The sequence below is a fragment of the [Flexibacter] sp. ATCC 35208 genome (assembly GCF_001975825.1).
In the GTDB taxonomy this organism is placed as follows: domain Bacteria; phylum Bacteroidota; class Bacteroidia; order Chitinophagales; family Chitinophagaceae; genus Chitinophaga.
Map to the genome: position 1 here is coordinate 37,522 of NZ_MTKN01000017.1, position 14,521 is coordinate 52,042.

The 14,521-nt window shown below is 42.5% G+C and carries 11 protein-coding genes; 8 read left to right on the forward strand and 3 right to left on the reverse strand.

Going from position 1 to position 14,521, the window contains the following annotated elements; translation table 11 throughout:
- Nucleotides 1-46: 46 nt before the first annotated feature.
- Nucleotides 47-970 (forward strand): PfkB family carbohydrate kinase, encoded by a 924-nt coding sequence (locus tag BW716_RS12650; RefSeq protein ID WP_083722927.1) that lies wholly within the window; start codon nucleotides 47-49, stop codon nucleotides 968-970.
- A gap of 188 nt (nucleotides 971-1,158) precedes the next feature.
- Here BW716_RS12650 and BW716_RS12655 read toward each other — a convergent pair whose 3' ends face one another.
- Nucleotides 1,159-1,956 carry a S1/P1 nuclease gene (locus tag BW716_RS12655; RefSeq protein WP_083722928.1) on the reverse strand — a complete coding sequence of 266 codons (798 nt, stop codon included), beginning with the start codon at nucleotides 1,954-1,956 and terminating at the stop codon, nucleotides 1,159-1,161.
- A gap of 219 nt (nucleotides 1,957-2,175) precedes the next feature.
- Between BW716_RS12655 and uvrB the strand changes: the two genes are divergently transcribed.
- The 4 genes from uvrB (at nucleotide 2,176) to BW716_RS12675 (ending at nucleotide 8,225) form a co-directional block, all read left to right on the forward strand.
- Nucleotides 2,176-4,230, forward strand: coding sequence for an excinuclease ABC subunit UvrB (gene uvrB / locus BW716_RS12660; RefSeq protein ID WP_083722929.1), 2,055 nt, complete (start codon nucleotides 2,176-2,178; stop codon nucleotides 4,228-4,230).
- A 577-nt stretch (nucleotides 4,231-4,807) separates the two neighbouring features.
- A complete protein-coding gene (locus BW716_RS12665; protein ID WP_083722930.1) occupies nucleotides 4,808-6,190 on the forward strand; it encodes an ammonium transporter in 1,383 nt (460 codons plus the stop codon).
- Between the two features lie 254 nt (nucleotides 6,191-6,444).
- Nucleotides 6,445-7,524: a porin gene (locus tag BW716_RS12670; protein WP_083722931.1), complete on the forward strand. Its 1,080-nt coding sequence runs from the start codon at nucleotides 6,445-6,447 to the stop codon at nucleotides 7,522-7,524.
- 35 nt (nucleotides 7,525-7,559) lie between these two features.
- A complete protein-coding gene (locus BW716_RS12675; protein WP_083722932.1) occupies nucleotides 7,560-8,225 on the forward strand; it encodes a DUF2461 domain-containing protein in 666 nt (221 codons plus the stop codon).
- Between the two features lie 318 nt (nucleotides 8,226-8,543).
- Here the strand turns inward: BW716_RS12675 and BW716_RS12680 are convergent, their stop codons facing one another.
- A complete protein-coding gene (locus BW716_RS12680) occupies nucleotides 8,544-8,795 on the reverse strand; it encodes a hypothetical protein (RefSeq protein ID WP_143708839.1) in 252 nt (83 codons plus the stop codon).
- 288 nt (nucleotides 8,796-9,083) lie between these two features.
- Nucleotides 9,084-10,073: an aspartate-semialdehyde dehydrogenase gene (locus tag BW716_RS12685; RefSeq protein ID WP_083722933.1), complete on the reverse strand. Its 990-nt coding sequence runs from the start codon at nucleotides 10,071-10,073 to the stop codon at nucleotides 9,084-9,086.
- A gap of 211 nt (nucleotides 10,074-10,284) precedes the next feature.
- Between BW716_RS12685 and BW716_RS12690 the strand changes: the two genes are divergently transcribed.
- From BW716_RS12690 to BW716_RS12700, 3 genes are all read left to right on the forward strand, one after another.
- Nucleotides 10,285-11,673 (forward strand): lamin tail domain-containing protein, encoded by a 1,389-nt coding sequence (locus BW716_RS12690; RefSeq protein ID WP_179091111.1) that lies wholly within the window; start codon nucleotides 10,285-10,287, stop codon nucleotides 11,671-11,673.
- Between the two features lie 154 nt (nucleotides 11,674-11,827).
- Nucleotides 11,828-12,478, forward strand: a complete 651-nt coding sequence (locus tag BW716_RS12695) for a DUF5606 domain-containing protein (RefSeq protein WP_083722935.1) — start codon at nucleotides 11,828-11,830, stop codon at nucleotides 12,476-12,478.
- A gap of 302 nt (nucleotides 12,479-12,780) precedes the next feature.
- Nucleotides 12,781-14,502 carry a M3 family oligoendopeptidase gene (locus BW716_RS12700; RefSeq protein ID WP_083722936.1) on the forward strand — a complete coding sequence of 574 codons (1,722 nt, stop codon included), beginning with the start codon at nucleotides 12,781-12,783 and terminating at the stop codon, nucleotides 14,500-14,502.
- Nucleotides 14,503-14,521: the final 19 nt, after the last annotated feature.

Consider the following 14,521-nt stretch of genomic DNA (forward strand, 5'->3'; position numbering starts at 1 on the left):
CGCGTGTTCAAAATATCTAACTAAACTCATTTAAAACGATTAACACATGTCGCTCACAGTTGTAGGCACTATGGCATTTGACGATATAGAAACCCCATTTGGAAAGTCAGGAAGAATAGTAGGTGGTTCCGCTACTTACATTGCATGGGCTGCATCCAATTTCGTACAACCTATTAACCAGGTATCTGTAATAGGCGGGGATTTTCCTGAAGCAGAACTGGAATCCCTGGAGGCCAAGGGCGTAGCACTGGAAGGTGTTCAGGTAAAGAAGGATGAAAAATCATTCTACTGGTCCGGTAAGTATCATATGGATATGAATACCCGCGATACCCTGATCACTGAGCTGAATGTACTGGCTGAATTCAGCCCTGTGATTCCTGATAACTACCAGGGTAGTGAGTTCCTGATATTAGGTAACCTTACACCACAGGTACAGATGTCTGTGATCAAACAAATGAAGACCAGGCCTAAGTTGATCGTAATGGATACAATGAACTTCTGGATGGAAGTAGCGCTGGATGATCTGAAAAAAGTACTGAAAGAAGTAGATGTGCTGCTGGTAAATGATGGAGAAGCTCGTCAGTTGTCTGGTGAATATTCATTGGTAAAAGCGGCGCGTAAGATCCTGACAATGGGTCCCCGTTACCTGATCATCAAGAAGGGGGAGCATGGTGCGTTGTTGTTCCATGAGAACCATGTATTCTTTGCACCTGCATTACCATTGGAAGATGTATACGATCCAACCGGTGCTGGCGATACATTTGCAGGCGGTTTCATTGGCCACTTAGCAAGAACAAAAGATATCTCTTTTGAAAATATGAAGACTGCGATTATTGTTGGTTCTGCAATGGCTTCTTTCTGTGTGGAGAAGTTTGGTGCGGATCGTTTGAAGACAATTACGCAGGAAGATATTACAGCGAGACTGGATCAGTTTGTAGAGTTAGTGAATTTCGATATTGATTTAGTATAGTTAAATAAATCTTTTGGGCATAAGCCGCTGCGATTGTTTTCAACTAAAAGCCCGCCGCAGGTGCCTGCCAAAAAAAAGAGCGTGTATCAAAAGAAAGATACACGCTCTTATTATTCAGATACCTAATGGATACAGGTTTCTATTTATTCGATTATCAGAGGTTTTATTTATGACAACCTCATTTTTTGCTATTTATAAATTTCGTTTAAGATAGCTGCCAGTCTTAACCCTCCTTTCAATAACTGACTATTCAGATCCTTCACAAAAAGATAATTATACTTATAACTCAACTTCTCTCCTGCCGGCGTCTTATCATAAATCTTATCCGCCATCTGATTAGACTCATACAACCAATCCTTCACATTTCCACTCTGCATCACCTTTATCTGTCCGGCATCTGCCGTATCCAGCGCGGCTGTATACTCTGTATAACTCAGCTGTTGAAAATCTATCAGCTGCTCATCCCACACTCTATGTAAGTTAGACTGATTACCAAACCACATTACCTGAATCTTATTACCACCCTGATCTTCATCTCTACCCACATGCAAAGGCTGATGCATATCTCCGATCATATGTATCAGGTAAGTCATTGCCAGCCACTGTTCTTCTTTAGTACCTTTACGGGATTTCAATTCACTGATCAACGCTTCGGTCTCATCATACAGATTCTCTTTCTTCACTGTCTTCAACGTTGCTTCCATTCCTGCTTTATCTATATGCGCAGGAAAATCGACAAAGTGCCAGCTATAACGATGATCATAAGTATGTGTCGTATCGCTCTTGATGTAATCAGGCCATGTAGATACCATCGCCATACTTTCTTTTCCAAGAATGGCCTGAACGGCTTTTAAGGCTTTGGGTGTAAGGTGTCTGTAAGCAATCTCAGCAACAATGCGGTGTCCTGTCACGCCCCATGCAAAAACAGATAGTGGTATGAGCGGTAATATCAGGCCCAGACCAAGCAGGTATAACTTCTTAAGCATAAAAAAATAAATGAGCTGGTTAAGTCACTAAAAAGTAAAGGTAATGACTTATCATTGATACTACTGACCAGTCATCCAATTCTCATCAGCAACCATCAAAAGCATGCCGGCGTACTCCCAGCCAGTGACTCAATTCCTTCATGCTGCCGGCTGCAGACCCTATATTGCTATTGCCGAAGGCAGCAGCGATCGTTTAACCATTTCTTAGTAAATTTGGGTATGCCATTTAAAATTCATTCACCTTACGCTCCCTCCGGCGATCAGCCGGGAGCAATCAAAGAACTGGTGGAAGGCGTGCAGGATGGAGCTCCTTACCAAACCCTGCTAGGGGTAACAGGTTCAGGAAAAACCTTCACTGTCGCCAATGTGATCCAACAGGTACAGCGCCCTACCCTCGTGCTCACCCACAATAAAACACTGGTAGCTCAGCTCTACGGCGAATTCCGCCAGTTCTTCCCCGACAATGCTGTCGAATATTTCGTGTCATATTACGACTACTACCAGCCTGAAGCATACATGCCGGTTAGTGATACTTATATAGAAAAGGATCTCGCCATCAACGAAGAGCTGGATAAGCTGCGTCTCAAAGCCACTACCAATCTGCTCTCCGGTCGCAGAGACATCATCGTGGTAGCGAGTGTATCCTGTATATACGGTATGGGTAACCCTACCGATTATGAAAATGGTATCATCCGTTTACACAAAGGCCAGACCATTAGTCGTAATACCGTTTTACATGGTCTTGTGAACTCTTTGTACACCCGTACCACCGGTGATTTTAACCGTGGTAATTTCCGTGTAAAAGGTGATACGGTAGACATCAATCTGCCATACGTAGACTATGCCTACAGAATTACCTTCTTTGGTGATGAGGTAGAAGAGATCGAAAGCTTTGATATACAGAACGGGAAAAGGATCGGCACCATGGACAACGCCGCCATCTTCCCTGCCAATCTTTACCTCGCTCCAAAAGATATGATGCAACAGATCATTTTTGAGATACAGGATGAGCTGAAAGCACAGGTAGATTACTTCCGTGCAGAAGGAAAACATATAGAAGCCCAGCGTCTCTCAGAAAGGGTCAATTATGACCTCGAAATGATCAGGGAACTGGGTTATTGCAGCGGTATTGAAAACTACTCCCGCTTTCTGGACAGACGTACGCCTGGTACCCGTCCATTCTGTCTGTTGGATTACTTCCCGAAAGACTTCTTGTTAGTAATAGACGAGAGCCACGTAACCATCCCTCAGATTGGCGGTATGTATGGTGGTGACCGTTCCCGTAAACTCACTCTTGTCGATTTTGGTTTCCGCCTCCCCTCTGCGCTGGACAACCGCCCACTGAACTTTTTCGAATTTGAGAACCTGGTGAACCAGGCCATCTTCGTAAGTGCGACACCTGGTGATTATGAACTGCGTCAGACAGAAGGTGTGGTGGTAGAACAGGTAGTGAGACCAACCGGTCTATTGGAGCCTCCTATTGAAATAAGGCCCAGTATAAATCAGGTAGATGATCTTTTGGAAGAAATAGACAAGCGTGTGCAGAGTGGCGGCCGTGTACTGGTCACGACCCTCACCAAGCGTATGGCCGAGGAAATGGACAAGTATCTGCAGCGTATTAATATTAAGTCAAGGTATATCCACTCCGAAGTGGATACTCTGGAAAGAATAGAAATCCTCCGCGATCTGCGCTTAGGTAATATAAATGTACTGGTGGGTGTGAACCTCCTCCGTGAGGGGCTTGACCTGCCAGAGGTGACGCTGGTCGCCATCCTGGATGCGGACAAGGAAGGGTTTCTCCGTGATGAGCGCTCCCTGACCCAGACAGCAGGTAGGGCGGCGCGTAACGTAGATGGACTGGTGATCTTCTATGCAGATAAGATTACGGACAGTATGCAGCGTACCATCGACGAAACTGACCGTCGCCGGGAAAAGCAGGTTGCCTACAACCAACTGCATGGTATTACCCCAAGAACGGTGTTGAAGAGCAGGGAGCAGATCATGGGGCAGACATCTGTATTGGAAATCAAGAACTTCGATGAGAATTCGCCGATGGCCGTACATGATGAGGTAACCCTGGTAGCAGAAAATGCCGTGGACTACGCCAAGCAGGTAGCCGCATCCAGGACCATTCCTCAAATGGAGAAGTCAATCGCCAAAGTCAAAAAGGATATGGAGAAGGCGGCGAGAGATCTGGACTTCATGGAAGCTGCCAGACTCCGCGACCAGATGTTTGCTTTGCAGCGTGAGCTCGATGCTATGAAAGAATTATAATTAAATTATCTTAATATGAAGATTGAGGGCATTTAACCTTTGATTTTTCAACCTTCTTCCATGAAAAAAAGGTTTTGTCATTGGCAAAACCTTTTTTTTCATGGTTTAGATTATAAAAAGATCAAAAAAATGTGTCTAAAAATGAAAGTCACTTCCTCTAAGAAACCATTAAGTAGTAAAATTAATATTGTAATTTTTAATATATGATATTGGGTTTAAAGTAAATCCGTACAACGTAACAAAATATAAATAATGTTTATGTAGTTGTTTTACATAAAATTGCAAGCCTCATCTCCCAAATGCAGTAATACTCAAAAGCCCTGTGTTAGAAAATTGTTAATTCCTACTTAAGTACCAAATAATAAGCTCAATATCAATAAGTTATATTTTGATATAATCATTTCTTCCACTCACAGAATGACCAAAATTATTATTAATATTATTATTAATTATAATATAGTTAGCATTTGACCCTTTTTAGCCTGTATTTATAAGATGATTTCTATTTTTGACCCCATCTATTTGATAATTTAAATTTATCCCTACTTTTATTGAAGAAATTTAAAATTGCATTGCTATGAAGAAAACATCATTTCAAGACTATTTACCCTTTATTATTCTGGGATTGGTGGCGATAATTGGTTTATTCATGAAGAATGAGCCACTTTTTGTAGATACTGAGGGAAAATACAATTATGGTGACATCGCGTGGATTCTGGTATCAACCTGCCTGGTATTTTTCATGACACCTGGTCTGTCATTTTTCTATGGTGGTATGGTGAACCGCAAGAACGTGATCTCAACCATGATGCAGAGCTTCATAGCTACGGGCCTGATCAGTATATTATGGGTAGCTGTAGGTTTCAGCTTGTCATTTGGTAAATCTTATCACGGTTTTATCGGTGATCCATCTACCTTCTTCTTCTTTAAGGGGGTATCTTCCAGCGCGCCATGGTCTGGTGCTCCTACTATTCCTTTACTGTTGTTCGCGCTTTTCCAGCTGAAATTTGCGATTATCACGCCTGCTCTGGTAGTAGGTGCTACAGCTGAAAGGATCAGGTTTACATCTTACGTATTGTTTATGGTGCTCTTCTGCTTACTGATATATTGTCCAATTGCACACTGGACATGGCATCCGGAAGGTTTCCTTTTCAAGCTTGGTGTAATCGACTTTGCAGGTGGTACAGTGGTACACATTTCTGCTGGTTGTGCTGCACTTGCTGGTGCCCTGGTACTGAAACGCCGTAAAGATCATATTGAAAAGAAAGAATTGCAACCTGCAAACATTCCATTCGTACTGTTAGGTACAGGTTTGCTGTGGTTCGGCTGGTTCGGTTTCAACGCCGGTTCCGCTGTATCAGCTGGTGGTCTGGCTGCATCTGCTTTCGCAACTACTAACACTGCTGCTGCTGCTGCTGGTTTGTCCTGGATCTTCTTCGATGTGGTTCGTGGTCGTAAAGCTTCTGCACTGGGCTTCTGTATCGGTGCCGTAGTTGGTCTGGTAGCTATTACACCTGCTGCAGGTTTCGTAGGTATCCCACAGAGTATTTTCATGGGCTTCATTGCTGCGATTATTTCCAACATGATGGTTCATTATAAATCTAAAACCGCTATCGACGATACACTGGATGTATTCCCTTGTCACGGTATCGGTGGTATGGTAGGTATGCTGCTCACAGGCATATTCGCTACAAAAGCTGTGAACGTAGTAGATGGTTGGTTCTATGGTAACTTCGATCTGTTCAAAACTCAGTTCATCGGTCTGTCAATCGTAGTAGTATACAGTTTCGTTGTATCCTTCGCGATCTTCAAACTGATTGATGCTTTCCACCCACTCCGCGTAAGCGAAGAAGAAGAAGCACTGGGTCTGGATGCTACACAGCACAACGAAAGCTATCATCCAAACATGATGAGCGTATACGACAATGGCACACTCAAGGAAGAGCCAATCGTAGACTAATGAAGATTATATAGTGAGTTTGATATACCCAAAACATTTAGAATAGCTAATAATTAACACGGGAAATTGTAGATAGCAACATTTTATCAACCAGATATTTTATCAACCAATTTCTTATTTGTTTCGTGTAAAAATTTTCCTTCCCCAAGGTTAATTATTAGCTATTCTTTCTTATTGCCTTAACTGGCCCTTATCGTTAGAAGCAGCCACCACGTAGATTTAGCACACTCCTTTTATCATCCAAATTTTACTGCATGAAAAAACTTTTTTTGACAGCTTTCGCTGTCAGCCAGATTTCTTTTGCCTATTCCCAAACGGTGGATTCTACCAAAGCTCCATTAGTGAATATCTCCGGATCAGCAGATGTTTATTACAAGTATAATTTCAACGGTAACAGCACAGACAATAAGACAAGCTTCACTAATTCGCACAATAGTTTTGAACTGGGTATGTTCTCACTCAAAGCAGAGCATACATTCCAGAAAGGTAGCATCGTAGCCGATCTTGGATTTGGCAGAAGAGCTGCGGAGTTTTCATACAATGATCATCCCGCTGATAAGGGAAGTATGGAAATGGCAGTCAAACAGCTCTACCTCAGTTACCAGGTGCTGGATAAACTGAAAATCAGCATGGGTAGCTTTGCCACACACGTTGGCTATGAGCTTGTAGATGCCTATCAGAACAGGAACTACAGTATGAGTTATATGTTCAGCAATGGTCCTTTCTTCAATACTGGTGTAAAGGCAGATATCACCATCAATGAGCACCTGACAGCAATGTTTGGTGTATTCAATCCTACTGATTTCAAATCGGCTTCCTGGTCGAATAGCAAATATATCGGCGCACAGATTGGTTACAGTGCCAATACTACACCACTCAAACTCTACCTGAACTACCTGGAAGGCCGCGATACTGCCGGTATTCAGAACCATCAGATAGACTTCGTAGCACTCTATAATGTGAGTGATGCAATCGGATTTGGTTACAATGGTACTGTGAGCACCTACAAGAATACGCGTGAAAAAGAAGCAATCGATAACACTGCCAAATGGTGGGGATCGGCTTTATACATGAACATTGATTTCAACAAGACACTGGGTGTAACATTAAGGGGAGAGTACTTTGATGATGCCGATGGCCTCAAGACCTTTGCTGGTACTACCGGCGGTCATGTAATGGCAGGTACGGTATCTGTGAACTATAAAGTAGGCAACCTGACTATTATCCCTGAATTCAGACTCGACAAAGCATCAGTAGATATTTTCAACAAACACGACGGTGCGCCTGTAAGCACCTCTCCAAACGTTTTAGTGGCTGCAACGTACCATTTCTAAAAGCTATTTTATATTTTGTGTACAAAATCTGATGCATGTTACAGCCCACCACGTTGAAATTTTTGAAATCACTGAACAAGAATAACAATAAGCCATGGTTTGATGACCATAAAGAGGACTATCAACAGGCCAAATCCGACTTTGATAGTGTAGTACAGCAGATACTGGATGGCCTGTGCAAACAGGATCCTGCACTGATCGGACTACAGGTAAAGGACTGTACATTCCGTATATACAAAGATGTAAGGTTCTCAAAAGACAAGACACCTTACAAAACAAATATGGGCGCTGCATTTGCCCCCGGTGGTCGCAAAACACCCCATCCGGGCTATTATTTCCACCTGGAACCAGGTGGAAATAGCTTTGCAGGCGGTGGCCTCTGGATGCCTGAAGCATCCGTATTAAAGAAAGTAAGACAGGAAATAGACTACAACTTTGAGGAATTCCAGCAGATTATATCCAATAAGGATTTCATCCGCTACTTTGGTAAAATAGAGGGAGAAGCACTCAAAACTGCGCCGCAGGGGTACCAGCCGGACAATCCGGCCATAGCTTACCTGAAACTAAAAAGCTTCACAGTATGGCACCACATCTCGGACGATGCTGCCTTACAGCCTGCACTTGTTAGAGAAATTCTGAAAATCTTTGCTGTCATGCAGCCTTTTGTAAAATTCATGGATCGGGCACTGGACCTGGAATAATGGTTCCATCTTAACCCAATCTCCGGGCTGACCAAAAAGCTATGGTTGCTGCACTTGTTGTGCAATGACTGTTATAGGCTTTTTAGTCAGCCCTTTTTCCGTTTTCAACACCGTCTTCAGTAGGACAAAAAATTTTAACCCTGTGCATGACTTGGAGCACAGGCAATTAACGTTCTTCTACAATACACTCTTCGATTTCTTAGACAATCTCCACCACAAAATAGACTCGTCTGTAGTCCTATCTGCCGGATATGTATACCTGACATATACACATGTTAATAAGGCCAACAGATAAATACGGGACGAATACTTTGCTGGCTAGTTTTTGTGGATCAGGAACTCAAATGGCCTTGCCTTGCGATTCTTCAACAGGTTTTCTTTGTCCGTTTTAGTATGCGCAAAACGTTGGTTATACACGTTGGCTACCTCAATGATTGGGATAATGCCATCCAGTGTATCATGTTGATCCACAATGTTCATGATGCGTGATACTTGTGAAGAAAAGTTGTTGCTCCACTCTTCAGTAAATTTGTGCATCAATAAAAGCTCACGATTGGCGTTGGTTTTCATAGGACTTAAGGGTGTTTACGGATTTGTGAATTTTAGTTCTGTCAGCACCTTACTTTCTTTAAGTTTGAACTTTTTTGGCAGAAGTAAGTTGGCATAGGATTATTAGTACCAAAATTGAATTTTATCCTTCATTAATCAATACTACTTCTGTGTAATTTTTGTTGTGGTGATACAAATTTCTCATCAGAATAATACTAATTGATACAAAAAGAGCAAGTGGTAGGTCACTTGCTCTCAATAGTTTATGTTATAACGTATATACGTTAGCGAATATCACGGATGGATTAATTAGATCCATTTCTGTGCATGTAAAAATTCTGCTATTTGCACTGCGTTGGTAGCTGCACCTTTACGCAGATTATCTGCGACAATCCACATGTTTAAAGTCTTCTCCTGGGTCTCATCACGACGCAAACGACCTACAAACACTTCATCTCTCTCATGTGCATCTTTTGGCATCGGATATTTTGCATTTGCAGGATCATCTACTACTATTATACCCGGAGTGTGCTCTAAAATGCTGCGTACTTCACTCAATTCATACTCATTATCGAATGCAACGTTCACAGATTCACTGTGTCCACCCATTACAGGGATACGAACAGTTGTAGCAGTGACACGAATGTTACTATCCCCCATGATCTTTACAGTCTCCTTCACCATCTTCATCTCTTCTTTCGTATATCCGTTTTCGAGGAATACATCGATTTGAGGAATCACATTCAGATCTATCTGGTGAGCGTAAGCTTTAGGTCCTTCTACACCTTTACGTTCATTCATTAACTGTTCTACTGCTTTTACACCAGTACCGGTTACTGACTGATAAGTAGATACTACTACACGATTGATCTTATATTTCTCATGCAGTGGATTTAATGCCAGTACCATCTGGATGGTAGAACAGTTTGGATTGGCAATGATCTTATCTTCAGGAGTCAGTGTTTTACCATTGATCTCTGGTACTACCAGTTTCTTGGTAGGATCCATTCTCCATGCAGAAGAGTTGTCAATAACAGTAATACCTGCTTCAGCAAATTTAGGTGCCCACTCTGTAGATGTGCTACCACCTGCAGAAAACAGGGCTACTGCTGGCTTCATGGCAATTGCCGTATCTGCGCTGACTACCTTATACTGCTTGCCCTTAAATGTTACTTCCTTACCTACTGACTTCTCAGAGGCTACTGGTATGAGTTCTGTAACTGGGAAATTTCTTTCCGTCAACACTTGTAACATTTTTGAGCCTACCAGTCCGGTAGCTCCTACTACGGCAACTTTCATTGTATTTACATTTTAATTTTTTGGAGATGCGAATTTACTACAACCTTATCGGTTTTCAATGTATGTCTATGAATCATAGAAATTCACTAATTTTAACTACTTATCATTAGTAAATAATTAAGAAATGAGGTTTCCCATTGTTTGTGTTTGCATGCTTTTGCATGCCCTTTCTTCTCACGCCCAATTCGAAGAATATTTTAATTATCAAGATATGAAAGATGCAACGCGATGGCGTGGCACCGACTCCGCATGGATAATTCAAAATGGACAACTAAAAAGTAGCTTCGAACAGATTAATAGTAATTTCTATATATCTACTGTTTCTTCACTACCTGCAGACAATAGCTGGCAATGGTGGATGCAACTCAACTTCAATACTTCATCTTTAAATTATGTAGATGCATACTTGTGTGCAGATAAACGTGACCTGATGGATTCCTTGATCAGTGGGTATTTCGTAAGGGTAGGTAACACGAAAGATGAAGTCTGTTTATACCGGAAAGATCCGCATAAAACACCTGTATTACTCATAGATGGCAGAGATGGCATCACTGACCATACAACTAATATTTTAAATGTACGGGTGACATGTAGTGAACAATATAAATGGACACTACAGGTAAATGATGTAGTAGAAGGAACTGCAACAGATAGTACTTATCGTGCTGTTACTGTGATGGGATTTGTAGTGCGGCAATCCATTGCTTCATTTGCAGGCAAGCATATTTTTGATAATGTCATTGTTGGTAATGCTCCTGCAGATACTGAAAATATACATGTAGTGATCAATGAAATATTATACGATGGTGATGTTGAATTTGTAGAGTTGTATAATAATGGTACACAACCTGTGTCACTTTCACAATTATCTATTATAAGAGAGAAAACAAGTGGTGGGCTTACTGATCCTGTTACATTTTCTTCAGGCACATTAGCCCCGGGTAGTTATGCTGCATTTACGAGTGATCCCGATGCATTGTGCATACAATATCATTGTACGTATCCTGATCATATTTATAAAATGTCGCTGCCTGCATTGACCAATGAAAAAGGAGCCATCTTTATATTGGATAGTAAAGGCGATACCATCGATGTATTACACTATTCAGATGCCATGCATTTTTCTTTAGCAAAAAATACAAAAGGTGTATCGTTAGAACGGCTCGATGTAAATGCACCCACACAACAAATTTCTAATTGGCATTCTGCATCCTCCACGGTGGGATATGCGACACCGGGAATTGCAAATTCCCAGCAGTTAAACGCAGTAGATTTGACCCGCAAGTTGACCCTGACCCCTGAAGTGTTTTCACCAGATAATGATGGAATGGATGATGTGGCACTGATTAGTTATGCACTAACTGGTCCCGGATCAGTAGCCGATATTTTTATATATAATGCTACGGGCAGATTAGTCAAAACCATTTGCAACAATTTTTTACTCCCGCCAAAAGGATTTTTTACCTGGGATGGTACAGATGATCTACACAATATAGCCCCAACTGGCATATATGTCGTATTTGCTTCCCTCCTTGATCCTGAAGGAGATGTGCAACGCTGGAAGCTCCCGCTGGTATTGGCAAAGAGAAAAAATGCCTGATTTTGTCAACATTTATAGTTGCTAATGACAAATAATTTTTTAATATATTAATAGTCAGGAAAGTTGATCATTAGGAAGAAAATGAAAGTATACGGAGGATCAATTTGTCGGATAGAAACGATTTTTTATATTTGCGCTTCTTAAAAATTTGAACATGCAGTATAGAGAAATAGTTGCAGTAACCGGTTTGGGCGGTTTATTTCAGTTGATCGCCAGCAAACAGGATGGTGCCATTGTAAGATCTCTGGAAGACAAGAGTACGCGTTTTGTGAGTTCGCGCATCCATAATTTTACCCCCCTGGAAAGCATTGAAGTATTTACCACAGGCGAAAACGTAAACCTGGCGGAAGTATTCAAGGCTATGCAGGAGCAAGATGGTAAAACTGCCCTGGTGGATGCTAAGGCTGACAATAATGCGATCAAAGCTTACTTCAAAAGCGTATTCCCTGAATTCGATGAAGAAAGGGTGTATGTGAGTGATATGAAGAAGATGGTAAAATGGTATACCATCCTCAAAAGCAATGACCTGCTGAGATTCGACGAGCAGGCAGAGGAAGCAGTTGCTGAAGAAGTAGCTGCCGAAACTGTAGCAGTTGAAGAAGAAGCAGCAAAACCTGCTAAAAAGGCAGCTAAGCCTAAAAAAGCTGCAGCTAAGGACGATGAGCCTGCTGCTGAAGGTGAAGAAGCACCAGCTGCTAAACCTAAAAAAGCAACTAAGGCTAAGAAGGAAGAAACTCCTGCTGCTGAAGGCGAAGAAGCACCTAAAAAGAAGGCTGCTCCTAAGAAGAAGAAGACCGAGGAATAGTATTTTCCTTTCAGGAATAAAATATTGCCTGGCGGAAAGCGCAATCGCGTTTTCCGTCAGGCATTTTTATTGTTATAAGTCCACGTCTTGTTCGACGCTTGTTCGACGCTTCTTCGATGCTTCTTCGACTAAGCTATACTATAGCTTCGACACCAACAGGTCATCAACGGATCACCAATAGGTCACCTCATTATCCCGGGGATATTGAAGTGACCTTATAGTGCCCTTCTAGTGACCTCTCAGCAGCGAAGCTATGGTAAAGACACACTATAGCTCTGACATTAATTTCTTATTTTAGTATTATGAAGACATTAGACGCAAATATTGATAAACAGCCACGTACACTCCTGTCTGAAGACTTTAAGGTGACTACGTGGGAAGCATTGAAGCCATATTATGACGAATTGTTAGAAAGACCGGTAGATAGTGTGGCAACGCTGGAAAAATGGCTGAAAGACATCAGCGAACTGGATGCAGTGATCAGCGAAGACGTCGCCTGGCGTCAGATCCGCATGACCTGCGACACTACAGATAAATCCCTGGAAGAGGCTTTCGCCTACTTCTGCATGGAAATACAACCTCAGTTACAACCTTATACGGATGCCCTGAACAAAAAACTGCTGGCAAGCGAATACCTGGACCAACTGGATCAGGAACTCTATGCCACCTACCTGCGCTCCGTAAAGAAACAGGTAAAACTGTTCCGGGAGGAAAACGTACCCCTGCTGGCAGAACTGAGCGTACAATCTCAGCAATATGGTCCGATTGTAGGCAAAATGACTATCAATGTAAATGACCAGGAGTATACCCTGCAGCAGGCAGCCCGCTTTCTGGAAAGCAGCGACCGCACCCTCAGGGAAGAGGTATACCGTAAAACTTCTGCCCGTCGCCTCCAGGACAAGGATCAGCTGGATCAGCTGTATACCACCCTGGTACAAAAGCGCGACCAGGTAGCGAAGAATGCCGGTTTTGCAAACTATCGGGATTATAAGTTCGAAGACCTGGGCAGATTCGATTATACCAAGGAAGATTGTTTCCAGTTCCACGCAGCTGTAAAGGAGCACATCCTGCCACTGGTAAAGAACTTCCAGGAAAAACAACGCCAGAAACTGGGTCTTGATGTGCTGAAACCATGGGATAGTGAGGCTGAACCAGCAGGTGTGAAACCACTGGAACCTTTCCACACCGGCGAAGAACTGATCAATAAAGCCATTGAAACCTTCGATGAACTGGGCCCTTTCTTTGGCAACTGTTTGCGTGTGATGCAGAAAATGGGCCGTCTGGACCTGGAAAGTCGCAAAGGAAAAGCACCAGGCGGATATAACTGTCCGCTGGCTGAAACCGGTGTGCCTTTCATCTTTATGAATGCAGCCGGACAAATGAAGGACCTGACAACCATGGTACACGAAGGTGGCCATGCGGTACATTCCTTCCTGAGCCATAACCTGAAAATGAGCTTCTTCAAGGAATATCCAATGGAAATTGCCGAGGTAGCCAGCATGAGTATGGAACTGTTTACGATGGACCACTGGAATATCTTCTTCAGTAATCCCGATGAACTGCGCCGTGCAAAACTGCAACAGCTGGAAAGGGCAATTGTGATTTTCCCATGGATTGCCACCATCGATAAGTTCCAGCACTGGGTGTATGAGCATCCGCAGCACACTGTGGAAGAGCGAACAGCTGCCTGGGTGTCTATACTGGAAGAGTTCTCAACCCATACTGTAGATTTCACCGGACTGGAAGAATCCAGGGCAGCTAGCTGGCAGCGTCAGTTACACCTGTTTGAAGTGCCATTCTATTATATTGAGTATGGTATTGCGCAGCTGGGTGCGATTGCGATGTGGAAACAATACAAAGAAAACAAACAACAGGCACTTGATAACTATGTGAAGGCGTTGAGCCTGGGTAGTACCCGGACATTGCCGGAGTTGTATAAAGCAGCTGGGATAAAGTTCGACTTCTCTCCTGCTTATGTGAAGGAACTGGCAGATTTTGTACAGTCCGAGATCGAAAAGATTTAGATCAAATAAAAAAACGCTA

Bases quoted from the DNA above. Each gene is read 5' to 3' on its own strand.
- BW716_RS12650 (WP_083722927.1), top strand. From the start codon at position 47: ATGTCGCTCACAGTTGTAGGCACTATGGCATTTGACGATATAGAAACC.
- BW716_RS12655 (WP_083722928.1), bottom strand. From the start codon at position 1,956: ATGCTTAAGAAGTTATACCTGCTTGGTCTGGGCCTGATATTACCGCTC.
- uvrB (WP_083722929.1), top strand. From the start codon at position 2,176: ATGCCATTTAAAATTCATTCACCTTACGCTCCCTCCGGCGATCAGCCG.
- BW716_RS12665 (WP_083722930.1), top strand. From the start codon at position 4,808: ATGAAGAAAACATCATTTCAAGACTATTTACCCTTTATTATTCTGGGA.
- BW716_RS12670 (WP_083722931.1), top strand. From the start codon at position 6,445: ATGAAAAAACTTTTTTTGACAGCTTTCGCTGTCAGCCAGATTTCTTTT.
- BW716_RS12675 (WP_083722932.1), top strand. From the start codon at position 7,560: ATGTTACAGCCCACCACGTTGAAATTTTTGAAATCACTGAACAAGAAT.
- BW716_RS12680 (WP_143708839.1), bottom strand. From the start codon at position 8,795: ATGAAAACCAACGCCAATCGTGAGCTTTTATTGATGCACAAATTTACT.
- BW716_RS12685 (WP_083722933.1), bottom strand. From the start codon at position 10,073: ATGAAAGTTGCCGTAGTAGGAGCTACCGGACTGGTAGGCTCAAAAATG.
- BW716_RS12690 (WP_179091111.1), top strand. From the start codon at position 10,285: ATGAAAGATGCAACGCGATGGCGTGGCACCGACTCCGCATGGATAATT.
- BW716_RS12695 (WP_083722935.1), top strand. From the start codon at position 11,828: ATGCAGTATAGAGAAATAGTTGCAGTAACCGGTTTGGGCGGTTTATTT.
- BW716_RS12700 (WP_083722936.1), top strand. From the start codon at position 12,781: ATGAAGACATTAGACGCAAATATTGATAAACAGCCACGTACACTCCTG.